The organism is Embleya sp. NBC_00896 (genome assembly GCF_045207785.1).
Classification (GTDB): Bacteria; Actinomycetota; Actinomycetes; order Streptomycetales; family Streptomycetaceae; genus Embleya.
Map to the genome: position 1 here is coordinate 299,502 of NZ_CP108776.1, position 17,842 is coordinate 317,343.

Below are 17,842 nucleotides of genomic sequence, written 5' to 3' on the forward strand. Positions count from 1 at the left end.
GGGACCGGGCCGGTGCCTAGCGTGGAGCGCATGATCGTGATCACCGGCGCGGCAGGCAAGACCGGACGGGCGCTCACCTGGGCGCTGGCCGAACGCGGGGCTCGGGTGCGGGCGTTCGTGCGCAGACCCGAGCAGGTCCCGGTCGCGCTGGCGGCCGGCGCGGCGGAGGCCGTCGTGGGCGACGTCGGTGATCCGGCCGCCCTCGACGAGGCGCTGCGCGCCTGTTCGGCCGTCTATCACATCGCGCCCAACGTGCACCCCGACGAGCCAGCCATCGGGCGGGCGGTGATCGCGGCGGCCGAGCGGGCCGGGGTGGGCCGCTTCGTGTTCCATTCGGTGCTGCGTCCGCAGTTGCGGGCGATGGCGCACCACGAGGCGAAGGCCCGGGTCGAGGAGGCCCTGTTCGAGTCGGGCCTCGCGGTGACCGTGCTGCAACCGGGGCCGTACCAGCAGAACACGCTGGACGCGCGGGAGGCGATCGTGCGGATCGGCGACTACGCGGTGCCGTATCGCGTCGACGCGCCGTTCGCCGCCGTCGACCTGCGCGACGTCGCGGCGGCCGCGGCGGTCGTGCTGTGCGAGGACGGCCACGAGAACGCGGTGTACGAGCTGGCCGGACCCGAGGCGTTGACCCCTCGGCAGATCGCGGCAGAGCTGGCGACGGTCCTGGACCGCCCGGTCACCGCGCGCCGGATCGACCCGCTCGACTGGCACGACAGCGCCCGCGCCGGCGGCCTCTCGGGCTACCCGCTGGACACCCTGACCGCGATGTTCGCGTTCTACGACCGGCACGGTCTGACCGGGAACCCGCGCGCGCTCGCCGGGCTGCTCGGCCGGCCGCCGACCCGCTTCGCGGACTTCGCGCGCCGGGTGTTCGGACCCGACGACGTGCGGTACGCCCCGGGGTTCCAACACCAAGTATTGCCAAGTGAGCGCGATTCGTTGGGCAGTAACTGACGGCGAGGGACGCGCGTCCGACGCCTAGCTTTGAGACATCCCGGCCCTCGCTTCGCTTGCCGATCGCGCATGCCGCATGCACACAGCAGAAAGGGGTGTTTCGACGTGAGCGGACCGCTCTGCGACCTCGTCGTGCTCGACCTCTCCCGCGCCCTCGCCGGCCCGCACGCCGCGATGATGCTCGGCGACATGGGCGCCCGCGTCATCAAGGTGGAGAACCCCGACGGCGGGGACGACACCCGCGGCTGGGGCCCACCGTTCGTCGGGTCCCAGGACGCGCGCGAGTCGACGTACTTCCTGTCCTGCAATCGCAACAAGGAATCGATCGTCCTCGACCTCAAGACCGAGGAGGGCCGGGCCACGCTGACCCGCCTGATCCGGCACAGCGACGTGCTCGTGGAGAACTTCCGCACCGGCGTGCTCGACCGGCTCGGCTTCCCGATGGCGGAACTGCGGCGGCTGAACCCGCGCCTGGTGGTCCTGTCCATCACCGGCTTCGGGCACGACGGTCCGCAGGGCGGCCGGCCAGGCTACGACCAGATCGCGCAGGGCGAGGCCGGCCTGATGAGCCTCACCGGTCCGGGTCCGGACGACCCCACCCGGATCGGCGTGCCGATCGGCGACCTGCTGGCCGGCATGTACGGCGCCTACGGCGTGGTCGCCGCGCTGCACGAGCGCGAACGCACCGGCCTCGGCCAGGTCGTGCGCACCTCGCTGCTCGCCGCGATCGTCGGCGTACACGCCTTCCAGGGCACCAACTACACCGTGGCCGGCCAGGTCGGGCACGCGCAGGGCAACCTGCACCCCTCCCTCCAGCCGTACGGGTCCTACCGCTGCCGCGACGCGATCATCCAGGTGGCGGTGGGCAGCGAGAAGTTGTGGGCCCGCTTCGCGCCGATGGTGGGCCTCGCCGTGGACGACCCCCGGTTCGCGGTCAACGCCGACCGGGTCGGCAACCGGGCCGAGCTCGCGGACGCGATCAACGCCGCGTTCGCCGACCGCGCCGTGGACGAGCTGCTGCCCGAGCTCGCCGCCGCGGGCATACCCGCCGGCGAGGTGCGCACGATCGACCGGGTCTACGACTGGGACCAGACCAAATCTCAGGGTCTGCTGCTCGACGTCATGCACAGCACGCTGGGCCCGATCACCCTGCCCGGCCCGCCGATCCGCCTCGACGGCCCGGACGCGGGTTCGGGCTCGGGCACCGCCACGGACGGCGGCCGGCGCCGCCACGAGGCACCGCCGACGCTGGGCCAGCACACGGACGCCGTCCAGGCCTGGCTCGACGCCGAGGACGCGCGCGCCCTGCACGCCGCGCGACGCGCGTGAACACCGCGCCCGCACCGACCCGCCGCCCCCGCGTCGGTGCGCACGACCTGATCCGCCGGGTCCTGGACCCGGACACCTGGACGAGTTGGGACACCGCGCCGCACCGCTCGGAGCGACTGGACGCCGGGTACGCCGACGAACTGCGCGCCGCCGCCGCCAAGAGCGGCGTCGACGAGTCCGTGGTCACCGGCGAGGGCCGGATCCGCGGCCGCCGGGTCGCCGTCGTGGCGTGCGAGTTCGACTTCCTCGCCGGCTCGATCGGCGTCGCCGCCTCGTCCCGGCTGGTCGCCGCCCTCGAACGGGCCACCGCCGAGCGGCTGCCGATCGTCGCGTCCCCCACCTCCGGCGGCACCCGGATGCAGGAGGGCACCGTGGCCTTCCTCCAGATGGTCCGGATCAGCGCCGCCGTCGCCGCGCACAAGAGCGCGGGTCTGCCCTACCTCGTCTACCTGCGCGGCCCCACCACCGGCGGCGTGCTCGCGTCGTGGGGCTCGCTCGGCCACGTCACCGCCGCCGAACCCGGTGCGCTGATCGGCTTCCTCGGCCCGCGCGTATACGAGGCCCTGCACGGACGGTCCTTCCCCGAGGGCGTCCAGGTCGCGGAGAACCTGTACGCGCACGGCCTGGTGGACGCCGTGGTGGACCCCGACGACCTCGGCGAGGTCGCCGCGCGCGTGCTCGACATCGTCACCGCGCCGCGCGAGAACCTCCCCGACGTCGCGCCGCTGCCCGTCGAGGAGCTCGCCGACGTGCCCGCGTGGACCTCGGTCGAACTCTCCCGTCGTCCCGAACGCCCGGGGGCCCGCGCCCTGCTGCGGCACGCGGCCGGCGCGGTGGTGCCGCTGCACGGCACCGGCCAGGGCGAGAGCGACCCGGGACTGCTGCTCGCGCTGGCCCGGTTCGGCGGCGCCCCGTGCGTGGTGCTGGCCCAGGACCGCGCCCGGCAGTCGAGCCACGGCCCGTTCGGCCCGGCGGGACTGCGGGTGGCCCGACGCGGCATGCGTCTGGCCGCCGAACTCGACCTGCCGCTGGTCAGCGTCGTGGACACCGGCGGTGCGGCGCTCAGCCGGGAGGCCGAGGAGGGCGGGCTCGCCGGCGAGATCGCCCGCTGCCTCGCCGAACTGGTCACGCTGCCCACCCCGACGCTGTGCCTGCTGCTGGGCCAGGGCGCGGGTGGCGGTGCGATGGCACTGCTGCCGGCCGACCGGGTGCTGTGCGCCCAGCACGGCTGGCTGTCCCCGCTCCCGCCCGAGGGCGCCTCGGCGCTGCGGTACCGCACGACCACCCGGGGCGCGGAGATCGCCGCCGCGCAGGGCATCCGCTCGCTCGACCTGCTGCGCGACGGGGTGGTGGACCGGATCGTGGCGGAACGCCCCGACGCGGCCGACGAACCGCTCGCGTTCCTGGCCCGGCTCGCGCAGGTGCTGGAGTACGAGCTGGTCGGGCTGTTGCGCCGGCCGACCGCCGAACGCCGCGCGGCCCGGCTCGACCGGTACGCGCGCCTGGGCTGCTGAACCCCGGCGATCGGCGCGGCGGAACCCGAGGAGGGGGCCGGAGTACGGAACCCTGGATCAGCTCGGCAACATCTGCCAGATCGATCGGTCTTTGTAGTCAATAAGCCCCCAAGCCATCGACCCGGTTTCCCGCTTAGAGTCCCAAGTCCCGAACGGACGGGACGCCCGCGTACGACAGGACAGGAGAGCCCGACACATGCCAACTCCCCGGACCGGGAGAGTGCTCATCGCCCTCGGTGGAAACGCCATGACGGGACCCGACGGGAGCGCCACCCCGGACGCCCAGCGGGCCGCCGTCGCGGTGGCGATGGAAGCGGTGGCCGACCTGATCGTCTCCGGCGTCGACGTCGTCCTGACGCACGGCAACGGGCCGCAGGTGGGCAACCTGCTCGTCAAGAACGAACTCACCGCGCACGTCGTCCCGCCGGTGTCCCTGGACTGGTGCGGCGCGCAGACGCAGGGCACCCTCGGCTTCACCATCGTCTCCGCCCTGGAGGCCGCGCTGCGCCGCCGCGAGCGGCCGGCGCAGGTGGCGGCCGTGGTCACCCGCACGCTCGTGGACGCCGCCGACCCGGCGTTCGAGCACCCCACCAAGCCGGTCGGCCGGCACCTGTCGCAGGCCGAGGCGGAGCGCTTCATCGCGCTCGGCCAGCGGTGGGAGGACCGCGGCGCGAAGGGCTGGCGGCGGGTGGTGCCCTCGCCCGATCCGCTGGAGGTCGTCGACGCGCCGGCCATCCGCACGCTGGTCGCGGCGGGCTTCACCACGGTCGCGGCGGGCGGCGGCGGCATCCCGGTGGTGCGCGACGCGGACGGCGCCGAGCGCGGCGTGGAGGCGGTCCTGGACAAGGACCTCACCGCGGCCCTGCTCGCCGCGTCCGTCGACGCGGACGTGCTGGTGATCGCCACCGACGTACCGCACGCGATGCTCGACTACGGCACCGCGAACGAACGCTCCCTCGGCCGGGTCACGCCCGAGGAGCTGCGCAAGCACGCCGAGGCGGGCCAGTTCGCCGGTGGCAGCATGGGGCCCAAGGTCGAGGCCGCGGTGCGCTTCGTCGAGGCGGGCGGCCGCCGTTCGGTGATCACCTCGCTCGACCGGATCACCGCCGCGGTGGCCGGGGAAGCGGGCACCGTCGTGGAGGCGGCGCCCATCGATCCGCGATAGCCGCAGGAATCGCGGGACTCGCAGTATCCGCAGTATCCGCAGGACGACAACACCCGAGCACCCCAGTACCGCAGCACCGCAGTGATCGACGTCAACGTACTTCAACGAACGAGGTGGAACCCGTGCCCAGGCCGATCGAGGTTCACAAAGTCGCCATCGAGAGCGTCACCGACGCGTCCGGACTGGCCAAGCTCATCGACGACGGCGTGTTCGCCGCGGACGACGTACTCGCCGTCATCGGCAAGACCGAGGGCAACGGCGGGGTCAACGACTACACCCGCATCCTCGCCGACCGCGCCTTCCGCGAGGTGCTGGTCGCCAAGGGCAAGCGCTCGGCCGAAGAGGCCCAGCAGGTCCCGCTGGTGTGGTCCGGCGGCACCGACGGCGTGATCTCCCCGCACGCGACCGTCTTCGCGTACGCCCCGGAGACCCGCTACGAGCCCAGCGACGAGCCGCGCGTATCGGTCGGCGTCGCGATGAGCGAGCCGATCCTGCCCGAGGACATCGGCCGCGTGCCGATGGTCGAGAAGGTCGCCGCCGGCGTGCGCGAGGCGATGGCCGTCGCGGGCATCACCGACCCGGCCGACGTGCACTACGTCCAGACCAAGACGCCGCTGCTCGTCCTGGACACCATCAACGACGCCAAGGCGCGCGGCTTCGACGTGTGGACCGAGGACACCCTCAAGTCCATGGACGTCTCCAACTCCACGACCGCGCTCGGCATCGCGGTGGCGCTCGGCGAGATCGACCTGCCGACCGCCGAGCAGATCCACCGCGACCTGTCGCTGTACTCGTCGGTGGCGTCCTGCTCCTCCGGCGTCGAGCTGGACTGCGCGCAGATCGTCGTGGTCGGCAACGTCCGCGGCGTCGGCGGCCGGTTCCGGGTCGGCCACGGGGTGATGAAGGACGCGCTCGACGCGGACGGCATCTGGTCCGCGATCCGTTCGGCCGGGCTCGACCTGCCGGAGCGTCCGCACACCACCGACCTCGGCGACCGCCTGGTCAACGTCTTCCTCAAGTGCGAGGCCGACCCCAGCGGCAGCGTGCGCGGGCGCCGCAACATCATGCTCGACGACTCGGACGTGCACTGGCACCGGCAGATCAAGGCCACCGTCGGCGGCGTGACCGCGGCCGTCACCGGCGACCCGGCCGTGTTCGTGTCGGTCGCCGCCGTCCACCAGGGCCCCTCCGGCGGCGGCCCGGTCGCGGCCATCGTCCGCACGGACTGACCCGCACCGCGCGGTACGACACCGCACGACGTGCCATCGGCCACCGCTCCCCGTCCCGGGGCGGTGGCCGATGGCGTGCCCAGGCGGGGGCGCGGCATCGGGTCCGGCGCGTTCGGGTTCAGCGCATGACGCGGATCGGCTGCCCGGAACGGAACGCGGCGATGTCCTCGACCGCGTCCCGATAGAAGATCTCGTACAACTCGCGGGTGACGTAGCCGATGTGCGGCGTGACCACGGCGTTCTCCAGCGTCCGCAGCGGATGATCGGCCGCCGCCGGCTCGGTGTCGTAGACGTCGATCGCCGCCGACCCGATGGTCTTCTGCCGCAGCGCCTCCACCAGCGCCTGTTCGTCGACGATGGGCCCCCGCGAGGTGTTCACCAGGATGGCCGTCGGCTTCATCATGGCCAGCTCGGCGGCGCCGACCAGACCTCGGGTGCGGGCGCTCAGCACGAGGTGGACGGAGAGCACGTCGGCCCGCTGGAACAGGGCGTCCCTGGAGACCGCCGTCACCCCGCGCTCGGCGGCCCTGTCGGCGGTGAGGTTTTGGCTCCAGGCGATGGTGTCCATGCCGAACGCCTGCCCGATCCGGGCGACTTCGCTGCCGAGCCGGCCGAGGCCGAGCAGCCCCAGGGTCTTGCCGCGCAGCCCGACGCCGAGTCCGACCTGCCAGCCGCCCTCGCGTACGGACCGCACCTCGGCGGGGATGTTCCGAGCCGCCGCCAGGATCAGCGCCCAGGTGAGCTCGGCGGTGGGATGCGCGACGTAGCCGGTCCCGCACACGACGACGCCCAGCTCTCGGGCCGCGGCGACGTCGATGGCCGCGTTCACGGGCCCGGTGCTCACCAGTAGCCTGAGCCCCGTCAACCCGGCCAGCACCTCGGCCGGAAACCGGGTGCGTTCGCGCATCGCCACGATCACGTCGAAGCCGGCCAGCGCCCGGACCACCTCGTCGGCGTCGGCGAAAGGTTCGGTGAACACCCGAATCTCGGCGGCGTCGAGGGAATCCCAGTCGGCGAGGCTGCGCGCCACCCGCTGGTAGTCGTCGAGGACGGCGATCTTCATGCTGCTCCTATGGCGGGTCCGGCGCGGTGGTCCACGATCCAGTGATCTTTCCGCACCATTCATATCGCGACACTGTGGCGAACGTCATTCCCGCGCGATATATCCGGTTTCCGTCGAGGTCACCGCCGACCGGTTCAGGACGCGAGTGGCCGCCCCGATCGGGTGACGGCATGGCGTAGGGCGTGTTCCACGCCGGCGTCCACGGCCGGGACCAGGTAGGCGAAGAGGGCGAGGACCAGGTGTTCGCCTTCCGCGGGGGCCGGTTCGAGGGCCGGGGCGGGTTCGGTGGGCGGCGTGGGATGCGGGTCGAGAAGGGCGAGGGTGTCCTCGATCGCGGCGACGAGCACGTTCAGCGCCTCGTCGAAGGAAGCGGGTGCGGTCATGGACGGACAACGAGCGACGACCCCCGATCGCAACGGCAATGGGGGCCGGGCCATCCGATCGACTGGCTTCCCGTCACTCCCACTGTGCTCTCCTGCGCCCGCGGGTGGAGCCGGCGGCTCGGCATCGGGGGCGGGTGGTCGGGTCGGGGAGTCCAGGTCGGGAGCCGTCGGGTGCCGTCGTGGGCCGGGCCTCGCCGGTCAGGTGACGTCGCGGAGCAGTCGTCCGGCGTACACGTCGGTGGCGTGGCCGTGCAGGTGCGCCCAGACCGCGACGGAGCAGGGAAACTCGTTGTCGCGGTAGGCGATGAACACCATGTCGTCGCGGTGGAAGAGTCCGTGCTCGGCGCCGCGTTCGCGCGGCCAGTCGCGGACGACCGCCTCGGCGTGCTCGGGCCCGACACAGCGCAGCGGCGCGATCGCCAGGTGCGCGTACGCGGGCGGGACGATGCGGGCGACGGTCTGGATGTGGGCGAGGTGGCGGCCGAACGCCTTCAGGTGGTCGCTGCCGGCCCAGGGCCGGTTGGAGGCCCAGGTGCCGCACGAGCAGGTCGCTCGGGTCGGCACGAAGCCGACGCCGCCGTGGTCGCCGGGGTAGGGCGTGAACTCGATGCGGTGACCGTCGAGTTCGACGCGAGGGTCGCGGATGTCGGTTGGTGTGCTCATGGTGGTTGCCCCCGTGGTGGTCGCGTGGTACGCACCCGAGCGTAGGCAACCGAACCGACATCGGCGACCGCATATTCGCCGGAGCCGGCGCGTGCCCCGGGGCACGCGCCGGCTCCGGGCCGGGCGGGCGTCGGCTCAGCCGCCGGGTGGGGCCGGGAAGAGCTTCTCCCGCGCGCCCGTGGGCGAGCACGATCGGTCGTCGGCGGCGTCACCCGTTTGCGTCCGCCGGGCCTGCGAGCCCAGCAAACGGGCGGTCAACTCCCCTTTCCGGCAGGGGACTTCGACCCCGAAGCCGCCATGTGCGGCATGGACCCGGCCGGGGCGGCGCCGTAGCCCAGGGTCACCATCATGCCCAGCGCGCCGTGGTAGAGGTTGTGGCAGTGCAGCATCCACTCCCCGGGATTGTCCGCGACGAAGTCGGCGGCGACGGTCTTCCCGGGCCGCACGATCACGGTGTCCTTGCGCGCCCCCGGGCCCGTGCCTCCGCGCACCTGGAACGTGTGTCCGTGCAGGTGGACCGGGTGCCAGATCCCGCTCCGGTTGGTGAACGACAGGCGGACCCGCTCGCCCTCCTCGACCTGGAGCCGCAGGGGCGCGGAGTCGGACCCGGAGGACGTCCCGATCGTCCAACCCACCCCTCGCGCCCCTCGGCGCAGCACGAGACGCACCTCGCGCGCGGGCGCCTCGCCCAGGTCGACCGACGGGTCGGCGACCAGGTCGGCCGGTACGAGCAGGCGGCCGTCCAGCTCCGGCACGGCGACGTCCGACGGCGGGGCCTCGCCGCCCGAGGTGCGCACGACGGCGAACGCCCGGGCGTTCTTGCCCTCCGCCGACGCGACCAGCGGGAAGACCCCGTCCGCCAGGGTGACCAGCGCGTCGTAGCGCTCGCCCATCCCGAGCAGCACCGTGTCCACGGTCACCGGCGCGACCGGGAACCCGTCGGCGTGGGTGACCGTGAGCCGGTGACCGCCCAACGCGACCTGGAACGCGGTGTCCGCGCCGACGTTGATCAAGCGCAGCCGGATCCGCTGCCCCGGTGCGCCCTCGAACCGCGTGGGCGCCTGTGCCGTCCGGCCGTTGACGAGGTAGTGCGGGTAGGCGACGTGCCCGGCCGCCCCGCCCAGCAGGTCGCTGTGCATCGTCCGCGGTGGTTTCGGCCGTTCGTGCAACCCCTCCAGGACCGCGTCCGGGTCGGTGCCGGTGCCGTCGATCCAGTCGTCCAGCATGATCGTCCACTCCGCGTCGTACGCCAGCGGCTCGTTCGGGTCCTCGACCACGAGTGCCCCGTAGAGCCCGCGGTCGAGCTGCGTACCCACGTGCGAGTGGTAGAAGTACGTGCCCGGGTCGGGCGCGGTGAACAGGTAGTCGAACGAGTCGCCCGGCGCGACCGGTGCCTGGCTGAGCCCGGGGGCGCCGTCCATCGCGGACACGAGGCGTACCCCGTGCCAGTGCACCGTGGTGTCGTGGGGAAGGTCGTTCTTCAGGCGCGCGGCCAGGGTGGTGCCCGCGGTGACCCGGATCTCCGGACCGGGCAACGTGTCGCCGTAGGCCCATGTCCGCACGGTGCGCGAGCCCAGGTCCACCGTGGTCGGCGCCGCGCCGAGCCACACCGCGCCGGCGGCGGCGGGAAGGAGGACGGACCGCGCGCCGGCGCCGGCCCGAGAACCGCCGGCCGTGCCGGCGCTCGCCCGCGTCCCGCCGGCGAGCAGCGTGGCGGTGCCCACCGCGCCGAACAGGAAGGAGCGGCGGGAGGGGTGGGAGGGGACAGGCACGATGCGGCCCTGCTTCCTGGAGTCGGCTCACGAGGACGAGGCTTCGACCGCGGGACGCCCCCGCGCGGTCCGGCGGCGAATACCCCGCCCGGGCCGGCGAAACACGCCGGGTACCCGCCTCGGCGGATCCGGGGGGCCTTCCGGACCGGGGCGGGCCCCGATCTGGCCTCCGCGTCGAGCACCGGCTACGGTCCCCTCAGGAGCGCGACAACGAAGGACAGGGGGCGCATCGTGCAGGCTCATCCGAGCGGCCCGTACCGCGTGGAGTACACCGAGACCGCGGCCGGCGTGCGTGACTCGCTTCCGCCCGATCGACGTGAACAGCTCGCGAAGGCGCTGCGCGTCCTCGCCCGCGACCCCTACACCAAGGCGTCCGCGCCGATAGGGCCCGACGACGACACCCGGCAGGCGATGGTCGCCCCGGCGCTGTTGATCGAGTACGGCGTGTTGCGCGGCATCATGGTCGTCGTGGTGGTGACCGTCCTGGACGGCATGCAGTTCCTGGGCGACGCGGACGAGTGACCCCGCCGGCCGAATCCGGCCGGTGGACGCGGGGCGGTCAGCGTCGGCGGAGCAGGGTGTAGGCGAGGCCGACGAGCATGCCGCCGACCACGCAGACCACCACTCCCGCACGTGTGTCGATCATGAAGGCCAGGACGACGGCGGCGGCGTAGACCATGGGCAGGGCGACGCGTACGTTCCGGATCATGGGGTCCCTCGGTGCGGCGTCGGGGTCAGGAGCGGCGGGTTCGCGTACGCGGTGGTGATGCAGTCGTGGATCGGACGACCGCTGCCGTGCCATACCGAGAGGGCGTAGGCGCTGAACGGGTAGTGGGTGCGGGCCGGCGGGACCGTGACCGTGCCGCGGATCAGGTCCGCGTCGCCGCCGCCGGCCTCCGGCACGTCGCCGTGCTCGCGCAGTACCGCCCACAACGCGGCGGGCAGCGCGAAGTCGTGCGTCTCGGCCACCCTGTGGATGCCGGCCCGGAAGACGGCGACGGCGGCCAGGTCCAGTCCGGTCACCCGGTCGAGGTCGGCCCGCTCGGGCAGCAGCGCGGCGGTGACCGGATCGGCGCCGAGGTGTTCGTACAGGAAGTCGACCGCGGCGCTGGCGTGCCGCTCGGCGCGCTCCGGGTCGCGGACCACGCGGTGCAGGATCGCCTGGTAGTGCACCTCTTCGTGGATCAACTCGGTACCGAGTTCGGCGTACAGCGCCTCGCGCGGGAACCGGTCGGGCTCGCGCCACGAGCGGGTGTAGTCGGCGTACCAGTAGGCGGCGATCGGGTCGGGTCCGCCCGCGCGCAGGTGTTCGCCGAGCGCGGTGACCAGGTCGACCGTCCGGGTGCCGGTCGCGTGCGCGAGCACGCGCAGGGTGCAGCGCAGCAGGCACTTGTGGAACAGCGTGAGCGGGATGCGCAGTTCCATGCCGCGCAGCCAGTCCTCGAAGTCCATCCGGGAGTGGCCGGTGACCACGTCGGCGACCAGGTCGGTGTTGCCCGGGTCGCACGGCATCCGGCGGGTGGTCAGCGCGTGCTCGTCGCGAAAGCGCGCGTGGGTGTAGTCGGTGTTGTTGAGCAGCAGGAGCGGGTAGACCACCGGCGATCCCCCGGCGGCGACCGCCTCCTCGACGCCGTCCAGGTGGGTCGCGAGCGACTCGCCGGGCAGGCCCCAGATCAGGTCGGTGTAAGTGGGGATGCCGTGCTCACGGAACTGACGCTGCATGCGGCGGTAGTTGTCCACCCGGATGTTGGTGCGGTTGGCGATCTGCAACACCTCGGCGTCGAAGGACTGTGCGGACAGCGTGATCGCGCCGGTCAGGCCCGCGCGGTGCAGGATCGAGGCGATCTCGACCACGCGCCCGTTGGTGTTCTTGGCCCAGTTGGTCATCACCAGGAGCCGCTTGCGGTGCCGCGCGCACAGCTCGACGAGGTGGCGGGCGATCTCGGTGTCGCGCGGCAGGATGCCGAAGTTGGCGTCGGCGATGAAGAGTTGGGTGCCGTCGCCGGCGTGCGTGACGATCCGTTCGAGTTCGGCGCGGATCCGGTCGAGGGAGTATTGGCGGACCTTGGAATTGGTGTCACCGCCCCAGTAGCAGAACGCGCACGAGTACGGGCAGCCGCGATTGGTCTCGTAGACGATCATCCGGGACGCGGCGAGGTCGGCGTCCGACCACACGTCCGGGTCCAGCAGGGGCGAGGGGAGTGCGTCGAGATCGGTCACCCGCGGCGCGTCGGCGGTGCTCACCGGGCGGCCGTCGGGTCCGGGGTGGCTGATGCCGGGCACCGCGGCGAGCGCGGTCCGCAGGGCGGGGTCGGTGAGCGGGGCGTCGGGGTGCGCGAGGAAGTGCCGCAGCAGGTCGCGGAAACGCGACTCGCCCTCGCCGTGCACGAGTACGTCCACCCACGGCGCCTCGGCGAACAGCGCGGCCTGCTGGTGGGTGACGTCGTTCCCGCCGACCACGATCCGACAGCGCGGCCAGCGGTCCTTGATCAGTCGGGCCAGCTCCAGGGTGCGCGCCCGGTTCCAGAAGTAGACCGTGAAGGCGACCGCGAGCGGGTCGTCGAGGCCGTCCAGGACGGTGCGCACGGCGCGCCGGTGGGCGGCGCCGCCCTGGAGGTGCACGTGCTTGTGAAAGGTCACCGCGGCGGCGACGCCGGGGTCCGCCTGGGCGGCCGCCTGGAGCTGGCCGAGCACGGCGCTGTAGCGGACGCCGGGCATCACGGTCAGCTCGACCAGGTGGACCTGGCGGCGACGGGCCGGTTCGACGGACGGCGGCATCGGGATCCTCTCGGGAACGCGGCGGGCGAAGGGAACCGACATGTCCTCAGGTGACCGAGAGGGCGTAGTCGCCGTAGGCGATCAGCTGGACGCCGGTACCCGGGGCGGACGCCGGCGGGATGTGGCTGAGCGAGACCTCCAGGCGGTTCACGACGTACTGCGGCGCGCGGGCGCCCTCGGGGCTGCCGGCCAGCGCGGCCTCGCGGCTGCCCGCGTCCAGCGGCACGCCGTCCTTGCCGCCCGCGCTGGTCATCGTGTCGCGGACCTGGATGGCGGTGAAGGCGAGCACGCCGCCGTCGCGCGTGCGCAGCAGGTACGTCGGGTACTGCGGCGCGTCGGCGGGGATGGTCCGCTCCAGCAGGCAGCCCTTGGCGCGCAGCGCCTGGACGCCGGCGGTCCAACCTCCGGTGAGCTGCCCGGTGAGCGTCTTGGTCGGCGACAGCGGCACCTTGGGGTCGCGCTTGCCCTGGGCGTAGTCCTGGTACGCGCGACCGAGTGCGGCGGGGTCGGCGAGCAGTCCGGCGGTGTCGGTGACGGCGGGTGCGCCGCCGGTGCTGTCCTGGTCCAGTTGCGGGATCTCGGAGCGGTCGGTCACGAACGGGTAGTAGGCGACCTTCCAGGGCGCGCCCTCTCGCTCCTGGACGAAGAGCAGGTACTTGGGCGACGGGGAGACCGTATCGGACTGGAACAGTTGGGTGATCGCGACGAAGAACTTCGGATGGCCGGTCAACCGGGGGAAGACGAACCTCGGTTGCACGTATCCGGTCGAGGGCACCGCGACCGCCTGGGTCTTGGCGATCTGCAGCCCGGCCTTGCTGCCGGTGGCCGCGGGCGGCAGCTCGATGGCGTCGACGCCGGCCGGGTCCAGGCTCGCGTTGATCCGGGTGTTGGCCGCGGCGTAGTCCTGGAGCAGGCGGGTGGCCTGCTCGATGCCGACCGGTGGCGCGGCGGCCTCGGGGCCGGCCGGCTTGGGGTCGGCGGGTGTGTCCCCGCACCCGGTGAGCGCGACGCCGGCGAGCAGGACGGCCGCGACGAGCGCGGCGATCCGGCGGCGAACGCCCGAATTCGCCCCACGGCGGCGGCCGACGGGCGTCGAGTTCACGCGCGCCGCGGACGGGCGCGATGCGCTCACTTGGGGCGCGGCTGATCCGGGCATCGGTCTCCACCTCGGGTGAGTGGACGGTCGGATGATCCGAGCGGGGTGACGCGGGCGGCCGGGTGATCGGAGCGGGGAACGGCGACGGTTCCGGTGCCGCGGGCGACGAACGTCTCCCGCGGCACCGGAACCACATTCACCGGGAACGACCGGTCAGGTGCTGGTGCAGCACGGCGAACAGCAACAGCTGTACGCGTCGCCGCCGGCCACCGCGTCCAGATCGGCCTCGGACAACTCGCGCGTCTCGAGCAACGGCGAGTCCAGTACCCACAGTTCGTAGCGGCCGGTCTTCGCGCCGTCCTCCCAGGCCACGACCTGTGCCTCCAGGTCGGGCTCGCCACCGGCCTCACGCGTGATCCGCACGGTGGCGCCGGCGGGCAGCTCGAAGCCCATCTCCGCGAGTGCCGCACGCGGATCCAACTCCAACCGGGCCGCGTACTCGTCGTCCGACCACGCCGCGGTCAGCACCTTGGCGTAGAAACTGACGAACGCGGCCCTCTCCCTGGGCTCCATGAGCCGTCCTCCCCTATCTCTCGCGCCGTCGGGGACCGTCGGCCGTCAGGTGCAGCAGCAGCACGGCGAGCAGCAGCAGCAGTACGTGGTGTCGTCCCTCGGCGCGTCCACACCGCCGGCGACGGACTCCAGGTCGGCCTCGGACAGTTCGCGCATCTCGATCTGCGGCGAGTTGGGCACGCGCAGGTCGTACTCGCCGGTCACGGTGCCGCTCTCCCACAGTGCGACCTGGGCCTCGAGGTCCGGCTCGCCACCGACGTTGCGCACGATGCGCACGTGGGCGCCGGCGGGCAGTTCGAGGCCGTGCTCGGCCAGCGCGGCGCGCGGGTCGCTTTCGAGCCGTGCCGCGTACTCGTCGTCCGACCAGGCCGCGGTCAGCACCTTCGTGTAGGACCTGACGAACGCGGCCCTGTCCCTGGGGTCCATGAGAATCTCCCTCGTTGGGGTCCGATTTCGGGGCATGCGCCGAAATCCGGTCGGATCCGAATCCGACGCACATCCGAATCGCGTTCGAATCGCCTTCGCATCGCCTTCGCACCGGCTGCGCATCGACTGCGGATCGCGTTCGGATCGCGTTCGGATCGGGTTCGGATCGGGTTCGGCTGCAATACCGGAAGCATGCGGAGGGCGCCGACGGCCCGTCAATGCCCGAATTCATAATTGCCGACTCCCGTGCTTTCCGCGCCCCTCCCCCGAACCGTGCCACTCCCTGCCCGCACGGCAACGCGGCCGACCGGCGGTTTAGCCGGGGCACCCCCCAACGTTAAGCAGGACCTACCGATAGGACTCACCGGAACACCCCGCAGCCGTGCATAAACACACCGGAGAAACAGCGAGGAATCGGTGCAACGACCTTGTCCGTACACCCGGGCGGCGACTAGGAATTAGCCGGCAGCAGCCTTCGATCGCCGCTCGTGGAATTTCGACTACGCCGGGAGAGAATTCGTGGACCTGCCTCGCCTCAAAGCACATCTCGTCGCCCGCGCCTTCGGATCCGACCGGGTCTTCCTGGTCTGCGAGGAGGGTCACTACCTCGTCCAGGGCAAGGCCGTCTCGGCGGTGCTGCCACATCTCGACGGCACGCACACCATCGCCGAGATCACCGAGAAGCTCGCCGAGCGGTTCACCATGGGCGAGGTGGTCTTCGCGATCTCGAAGTTCCAGCGCTTCGGGCATCTCGTGGACGGCGCGGCGGGCGACGACCGGGCGACGGCGGCGGCCTGGGAGGGGTTGGGTCTGGACACCGTCGAGGCCACCCGCCGGCTCGGCGCCGCCCGGATCGAGGTGGCCGCGCTCGGCGCGGTGGACGCCGCCGCCGTGGTCGCCGCGCTGCGCGAGACCGGCGCGTCGGTGACGCCGGTGACCGCGGACGAGGTCGGCGCGGGGTCGACGGACGAGCGGCACCCGCCCGAGCTGACCGTGGTGCTCACCGACGACTACCTCGACCCCCGACTCGCCGCGATGGACGCCCGGTTGCGGGAGCGCCGGCTGCCGTGGCTGCTCGCCAAGCCGACCGGGGCCGAGGTGTGGACCGGCCCCTACCTGGTGCCCGAGCAGACCGGTTGTTGGCACTGTCTGGCCCACCGCCTGGCCGGCAACCAGCAGGTCGAGACCTTCCTGCGGCGGCGCGACGACGGCACCCTCGCCGACGAGCCGATCCGCACCTCGCTCGCCGCCACCGCGTGGTCGGTGGGCCTGTCCGCGCACCTGGTCGCGGCAGCCGCGGCGGAGCTCCTGACCGCCGCCGGCCGATCCGGCTACGAGGGCGAGCTGGTGTCCCTGCACGTGCCGACCCAGCGGATCGAGCGACACCGGTTGATCCGGCAGCCGCAGTGCCCCGCGTGCGGCGACCCCGCGCTGCTGCTCGACCGCGACCCGCGGATCGAACTCACCACGCAGCCGGTGCTGTTCGACGACGAGGGCGGCCACCGCACGATGCGCCCCGACGACACGTTCAAGCGCCTGGAGAAGCACATCGGTCGGCTGCTCGGCGCGGTCAGCTCGCTGCGACTGCTCAACGACGTCGACAACGGCGTCACCTTCAGCTACTCGGCGAGCCACAACTTCGCGGTGCCCGGCCACAACATCGCCATGCTGCGGCGCAACCTGCGCGGGCAAAGCGGCGGCAAAGGGCGCAGCGACGTGCAGGCGCGAGTCAGCGGCGTGTGCGAGGCGATCGAGCGGTACTCGGGCGTGTGGCGCGGCGACCGGTCCACCGAACCGGGCTCGTTCGACGCCTTGGGCCCGGAACTGGCGGTGCACCCCTACGACTTGCTGCTGTACTCCGACACCCAGTACGAGACGCGCGAGCGGTGGAACCGCGAGTCGGCCGGGCGGCTGCACATCGTGCCCGAGCGCTTCGACCAGAGCCGTCGGTTGAACTGGACCCGGGCGTGGTCGCTGACCGAGGACCGGGCCCGTCTGGTGCCGGCCGGCTACTCGTGGTTCGGCCACCCCGATCTGTCCGAGCACTTCTACTGCTTCAGCGACGGCAACGGCAACGCGTCGGGCAACACCCTCGAAGAGGCGATCATGCAGGGCCTGTTCGAGAGTTGCGAACGCGACGCGGTCGGCCTGTGGTGGTACAACCGGGCGCCGCGTCCCGGGTTCGACCTGGACTCGCTGCACGAGCCGTACGTGGACACCCTGCGCGAGTTCTACGGCGCGATGCAGCGCAGCCTGGAGGTGGTCGACCTGACCACCGACCTGGGCGTGCCCACGTTCGCCGCGGTGTCGCGCCGGACCGACCACCCGGTCGAGGACATCCTGCTCGGGTTCGGCGCGCACCTGGACGTGCGGATCGCGGTGCTGCGCGCGCTCACCGAGGTGAACCAGTTCCTGCCGGCGGTGGTCAACCGCAACCCGGACGGCACCACGCGGTATTGGGAGGACGACCCGCACACGCTCGCGTGGCTGCACACCGCGACCGCCGCGCGGGAGCCGTGGGCGCTGCCCGCCGCGCACCTGCCGGCCACCACGCTGTCCGGCTACGGCACGTTGCACAGCGGCGACATCGCACAGGACATCCGCGACACCGTGAACCGCCTGCGCGCGGTCGACCTCGAGGTGATCGTCCTCGACCAGAGCCTGCCCGACCTGGAACTGCACGTGGCCAAGGTGATGGTGCCGGGACTGCGGCACTTCTGGCGCCGGCTGGGCCCGGGGCGGCTGTACGACACACCCGTGCGGCTGGGTTGGCTCGCGGAGCCCACCGCCGAGGCCGACCTCAACCCGTACAGCGTCTTCTTCTGAGTGCGCCGAGCGGTCCCGGCCGGCGCTCCCCCGTGCGTCGGCCGGGCCGCTCGACCGACCGGCTCGAC

16 protein-coding genes are annotated in these 17,842 nt (G+C 72.7%); 7 read left to right on the plus strand and 9 right to left on the minus strand.

Annotated elements, in window-relative coordinates; genetic code table 11:
* The first annotated feature begins 30 nt into the window (after nt 1-30).
* The 5 genes from OG928_RS01410 (at nt 31) to OG928_RS01430 (ending at nt 6,194) form a co-directional block, all read left to right on the plus strand.
* Entirely contained in the window at nt 31-957 is a 927-nt protein-coding gene (locus OG928_RS01410) for an SDR family oxidoreductase (protein WP_406277886.1), read from the plus strand.
* A 105-nt stretch (nt 958-1,062) separates the two neighbouring features.
* Nucleotides 1,063-2,286 (plus strand): CaiB/BaiF CoA transferase family protein, encoded by a 1,224-nt coding sequence (locus OG928_RS01415; RefSeq protein WP_406277889.1) that lies wholly within the window; start codon nt 1,063-1,065, stop codon nt 2,284-2,286.
* Complete coding sequence (locus tag OG928_RS01420; RefSeq protein ID WP_406277892.1) at nt 2,283-3,800, plus strand: carboxyl transferase domain-containing protein; 1,518 nt, start codon at nt 2,283-2,285, stop codon at nt 3,798-3,800. The genes OG928_RS01415 and OG928_RS01420 overlap by 4 nt, the downstream gene beginning before the upstream one ends.
* A 196-nt stretch (nt 3,801-3,996) precedes the next feature.
* Nucleotides 3,997-4,965 (plus strand): carbamate kinase, encoded by a 969-nt coding sequence (locus OG928_RS01425; RefSeq protein WP_406277895.1) that lies wholly within the window; start codon nt 3,997-3,999, stop codon nt 4,963-4,965.
* 122 nt (nt 4,966-5,087) lie between these two features.
* Nucleotides 5,088-6,194 (plus strand): ring-opening amidohydrolase, encoded by a 1,107-nt coding sequence (locus tag OG928_RS01430; protein WP_406277898.1) that lies wholly within the window; start codon nt 5,088-5,090, stop codon nt 6,192-6,194.
* A gap of 118 nt (nt 6,195-6,312) precedes the next feature.
* On the opposite strand, the gene OG928_RS01435 is transcribed toward OG928_RS01430, so the two are convergent.
* The 4 genes from OG928_RS01435 to OG928_RS01450 all read right to left on the minus strand — a co-directional run bounded on the left by OG928_RS01435 (nt 6,313) and on the right by OG928_RS01450 (nt 10,075).
* On the minus strand, nt 6,313-7,257 hold the full coding sequence (locus tag OG928_RS01435) for a D-2-hydroxyacid dehydrogenase family protein (protein WP_406277901.1): 945 nt from the start codon (nt 7,255-7,257) through the stop codon (nt 6,313-6,315).
* A 134-nt stretch (nt 7,258-7,391) separates the two neighbouring features.
* Complete coding sequence (locus OG928_RS01440) at nt 7,392-7,640, minus strand: hypothetical protein (RefSeq protein ID WP_406277903.1); 249 nt, start codon at nt 7,638-7,640, stop codon at nt 7,392-7,394.
* Nucleotides 7,641-7,838: 198 nt separating this feature from the next.
* Nucleotides 7,839-8,303 carry a hypothetical protein gene (locus OG928_RS01445; RefSeq protein WP_406277906.1) on the minus strand — a complete coding sequence of 155 codons (465 nt, stop codon included), beginning with the start codon at nt 8,301-8,303 and terminating at the stop codon, nt 7,839-7,841.
* A gap of 254 nt (nt 8,304-8,557) precedes the next feature.
* The gene (locus OG928_RS01450; RefSeq protein ID WP_406277909.1) at nt 8,558-10,075 is read right to left on the minus strand and encodes a multicopper oxidase family protein; all 1,518 of its coding nucleotides are present in this window, start codon (nt 10,073-10,075) and stop codon (nt 8,558-8,560) included.
* A 231-nt stretch (nt 10,076-10,306) separates the two neighbouring features.
* Here OG928_RS01450 and OG928_RS01455 point away from each other — a divergent pair, with 231 nt between their 5' ends.
* Nucleotides 10,307-10,597, plus strand: coding sequence for a hypothetical protein (locus tag OG928_RS01455; RefSeq protein ID WP_406277912.1), 291 nt, complete (start codon nt 10,307-10,309; stop codon nt 10,595-10,597).
* A gap of 37 nt (nt 10,598-10,634) precedes the next feature.
* Here the strand turns inward: OG928_RS01455 and OG928_RS01460 are convergent, their stop codons facing one another.
* The 5 genes from OG928_RS01460 to OG928_RS01480 form a co-directional block, all read right to left on the minus strand.
* Nucleotides 10,635-10,784 (minus strand): hypothetical protein, encoded by a 150-nt coding sequence (locus OG928_RS01460; protein ID WP_406277915.1) that lies wholly within the window; start codon nt 10,782-10,784, stop codon nt 10,635-10,637.
* Entirely contained in the window at nt 10,781-12,853 is a 2,073-nt protein-coding gene (locus tag OG928_RS01465; protein ID WP_406277918.1) for a radical SAM protein, read from the minus strand. The genes OG928_RS01460 and OG928_RS01465 overlap by 4 nt, the downstream gene beginning before the upstream one ends.
* Nucleotides 12,854-12,899: 46 nt before the next feature.
* A complete protein-coding gene (locus tag OG928_RS01470; protein ID WP_406277921.1) occupies nt 12,900-13,955 on the minus strand; it encodes a hypothetical protein in 1,056 nt (351 codons plus the stop codon).
* A 207-nt stretch (nt 13,956-14,162) separates the two neighbouring features.
* Complete coding sequence (locus tag OG928_RS01475; RefSeq protein WP_406277923.1) at nt 14,163-14,522, minus strand: hypothetical protein; 360 nt, start codon at nt 14,520-14,522, stop codon at nt 14,163-14,165.
* Between the two features lie 45 nt (nt 14,523-14,567).
* Nucleotides 14,568-14,948, minus strand: a complete 381-nt coding sequence (locus OG928_RS01480; RefSeq protein ID WP_406277926.1) for a hypothetical protein — start codon at nt 14,946-14,948, stop codon at nt 14,568-14,570.
* 519 nt (nt 14,949-15,467) lie between these two features.
* Here OG928_RS01480 and OG928_RS01485 point away from each other — a divergent pair.
* Entirely contained in the window at nt 15,468-17,774 is a 2,307-nt protein-coding gene (locus OG928_RS01485; RefSeq protein WP_406277929.1) for a TOMM precursor leader peptide-binding protein, read from the plus strand.
* Nucleotides 17,775-17,842 lie beyond the last annotated feature (68 nt).

Coding starts and splice junctions, on each gene's coding strand:
- OG928_RS01460 (WP_406277915.1), bottom strand. CDS start 10,784: ATGATCCGGAACGTACGCGTCGCCCTGCCCATGGTCTACGCCGCCGCC.
- OG928_RS01465 (WP_406277918.1), bottom strand. CDS start 12,853: ATGCCGCCGTCCGTCGAACCGGCCCGTCGCCGCCAGGTCCACCTGGTC.
- OG928_RS01475 (WP_406277923.1), bottom strand. CDS start 14,522: ATGGAGCCCAGGGAGAGGGCCGCGTTCGTCAGTTTCTACGCCAAGGTG.
- OG928_RS01425 (WP_406277895.1), top strand. CDS start 3,997: ATGCCAACTCCCCGGACCGGGAGAGTGCTCATCGCCCTCGGTGGAAAC.
- OG928_RS01410 (WP_406277886.1), top strand. CDS start 31: ATGATCGTGATCACCGGCGCGGCAGGCAAGACCGGACGGGCGCTCACC.
- OG928_RS01435 (WP_406277901.1), bottom strand. CDS start 7,257: ATGAAGATCGCCGTCCTCGACGACTACCAGCGGGTGGCGCGCAGCCTC.
- OG928_RS01440 (WP_406277903.1), bottom strand. CDS start 7,640: ATGACCGCACCCGCTTCCTTCGACGAGGCGCTGAACGTGCTCGTCGCC.
- OG928_RS01445 (WP_406277906.1), bottom strand. CDS start 8,303: ATGAGCACACCAACCGACATCCGCGACCCTCGCGTCGAACTCGACGGT.
- OG928_RS01480 (WP_406277926.1), bottom strand. CDS start 14,948: ATGGACCCCAGGGACAGGGCCGCGTTCGTCAGGTCCTACACGAAGGTG.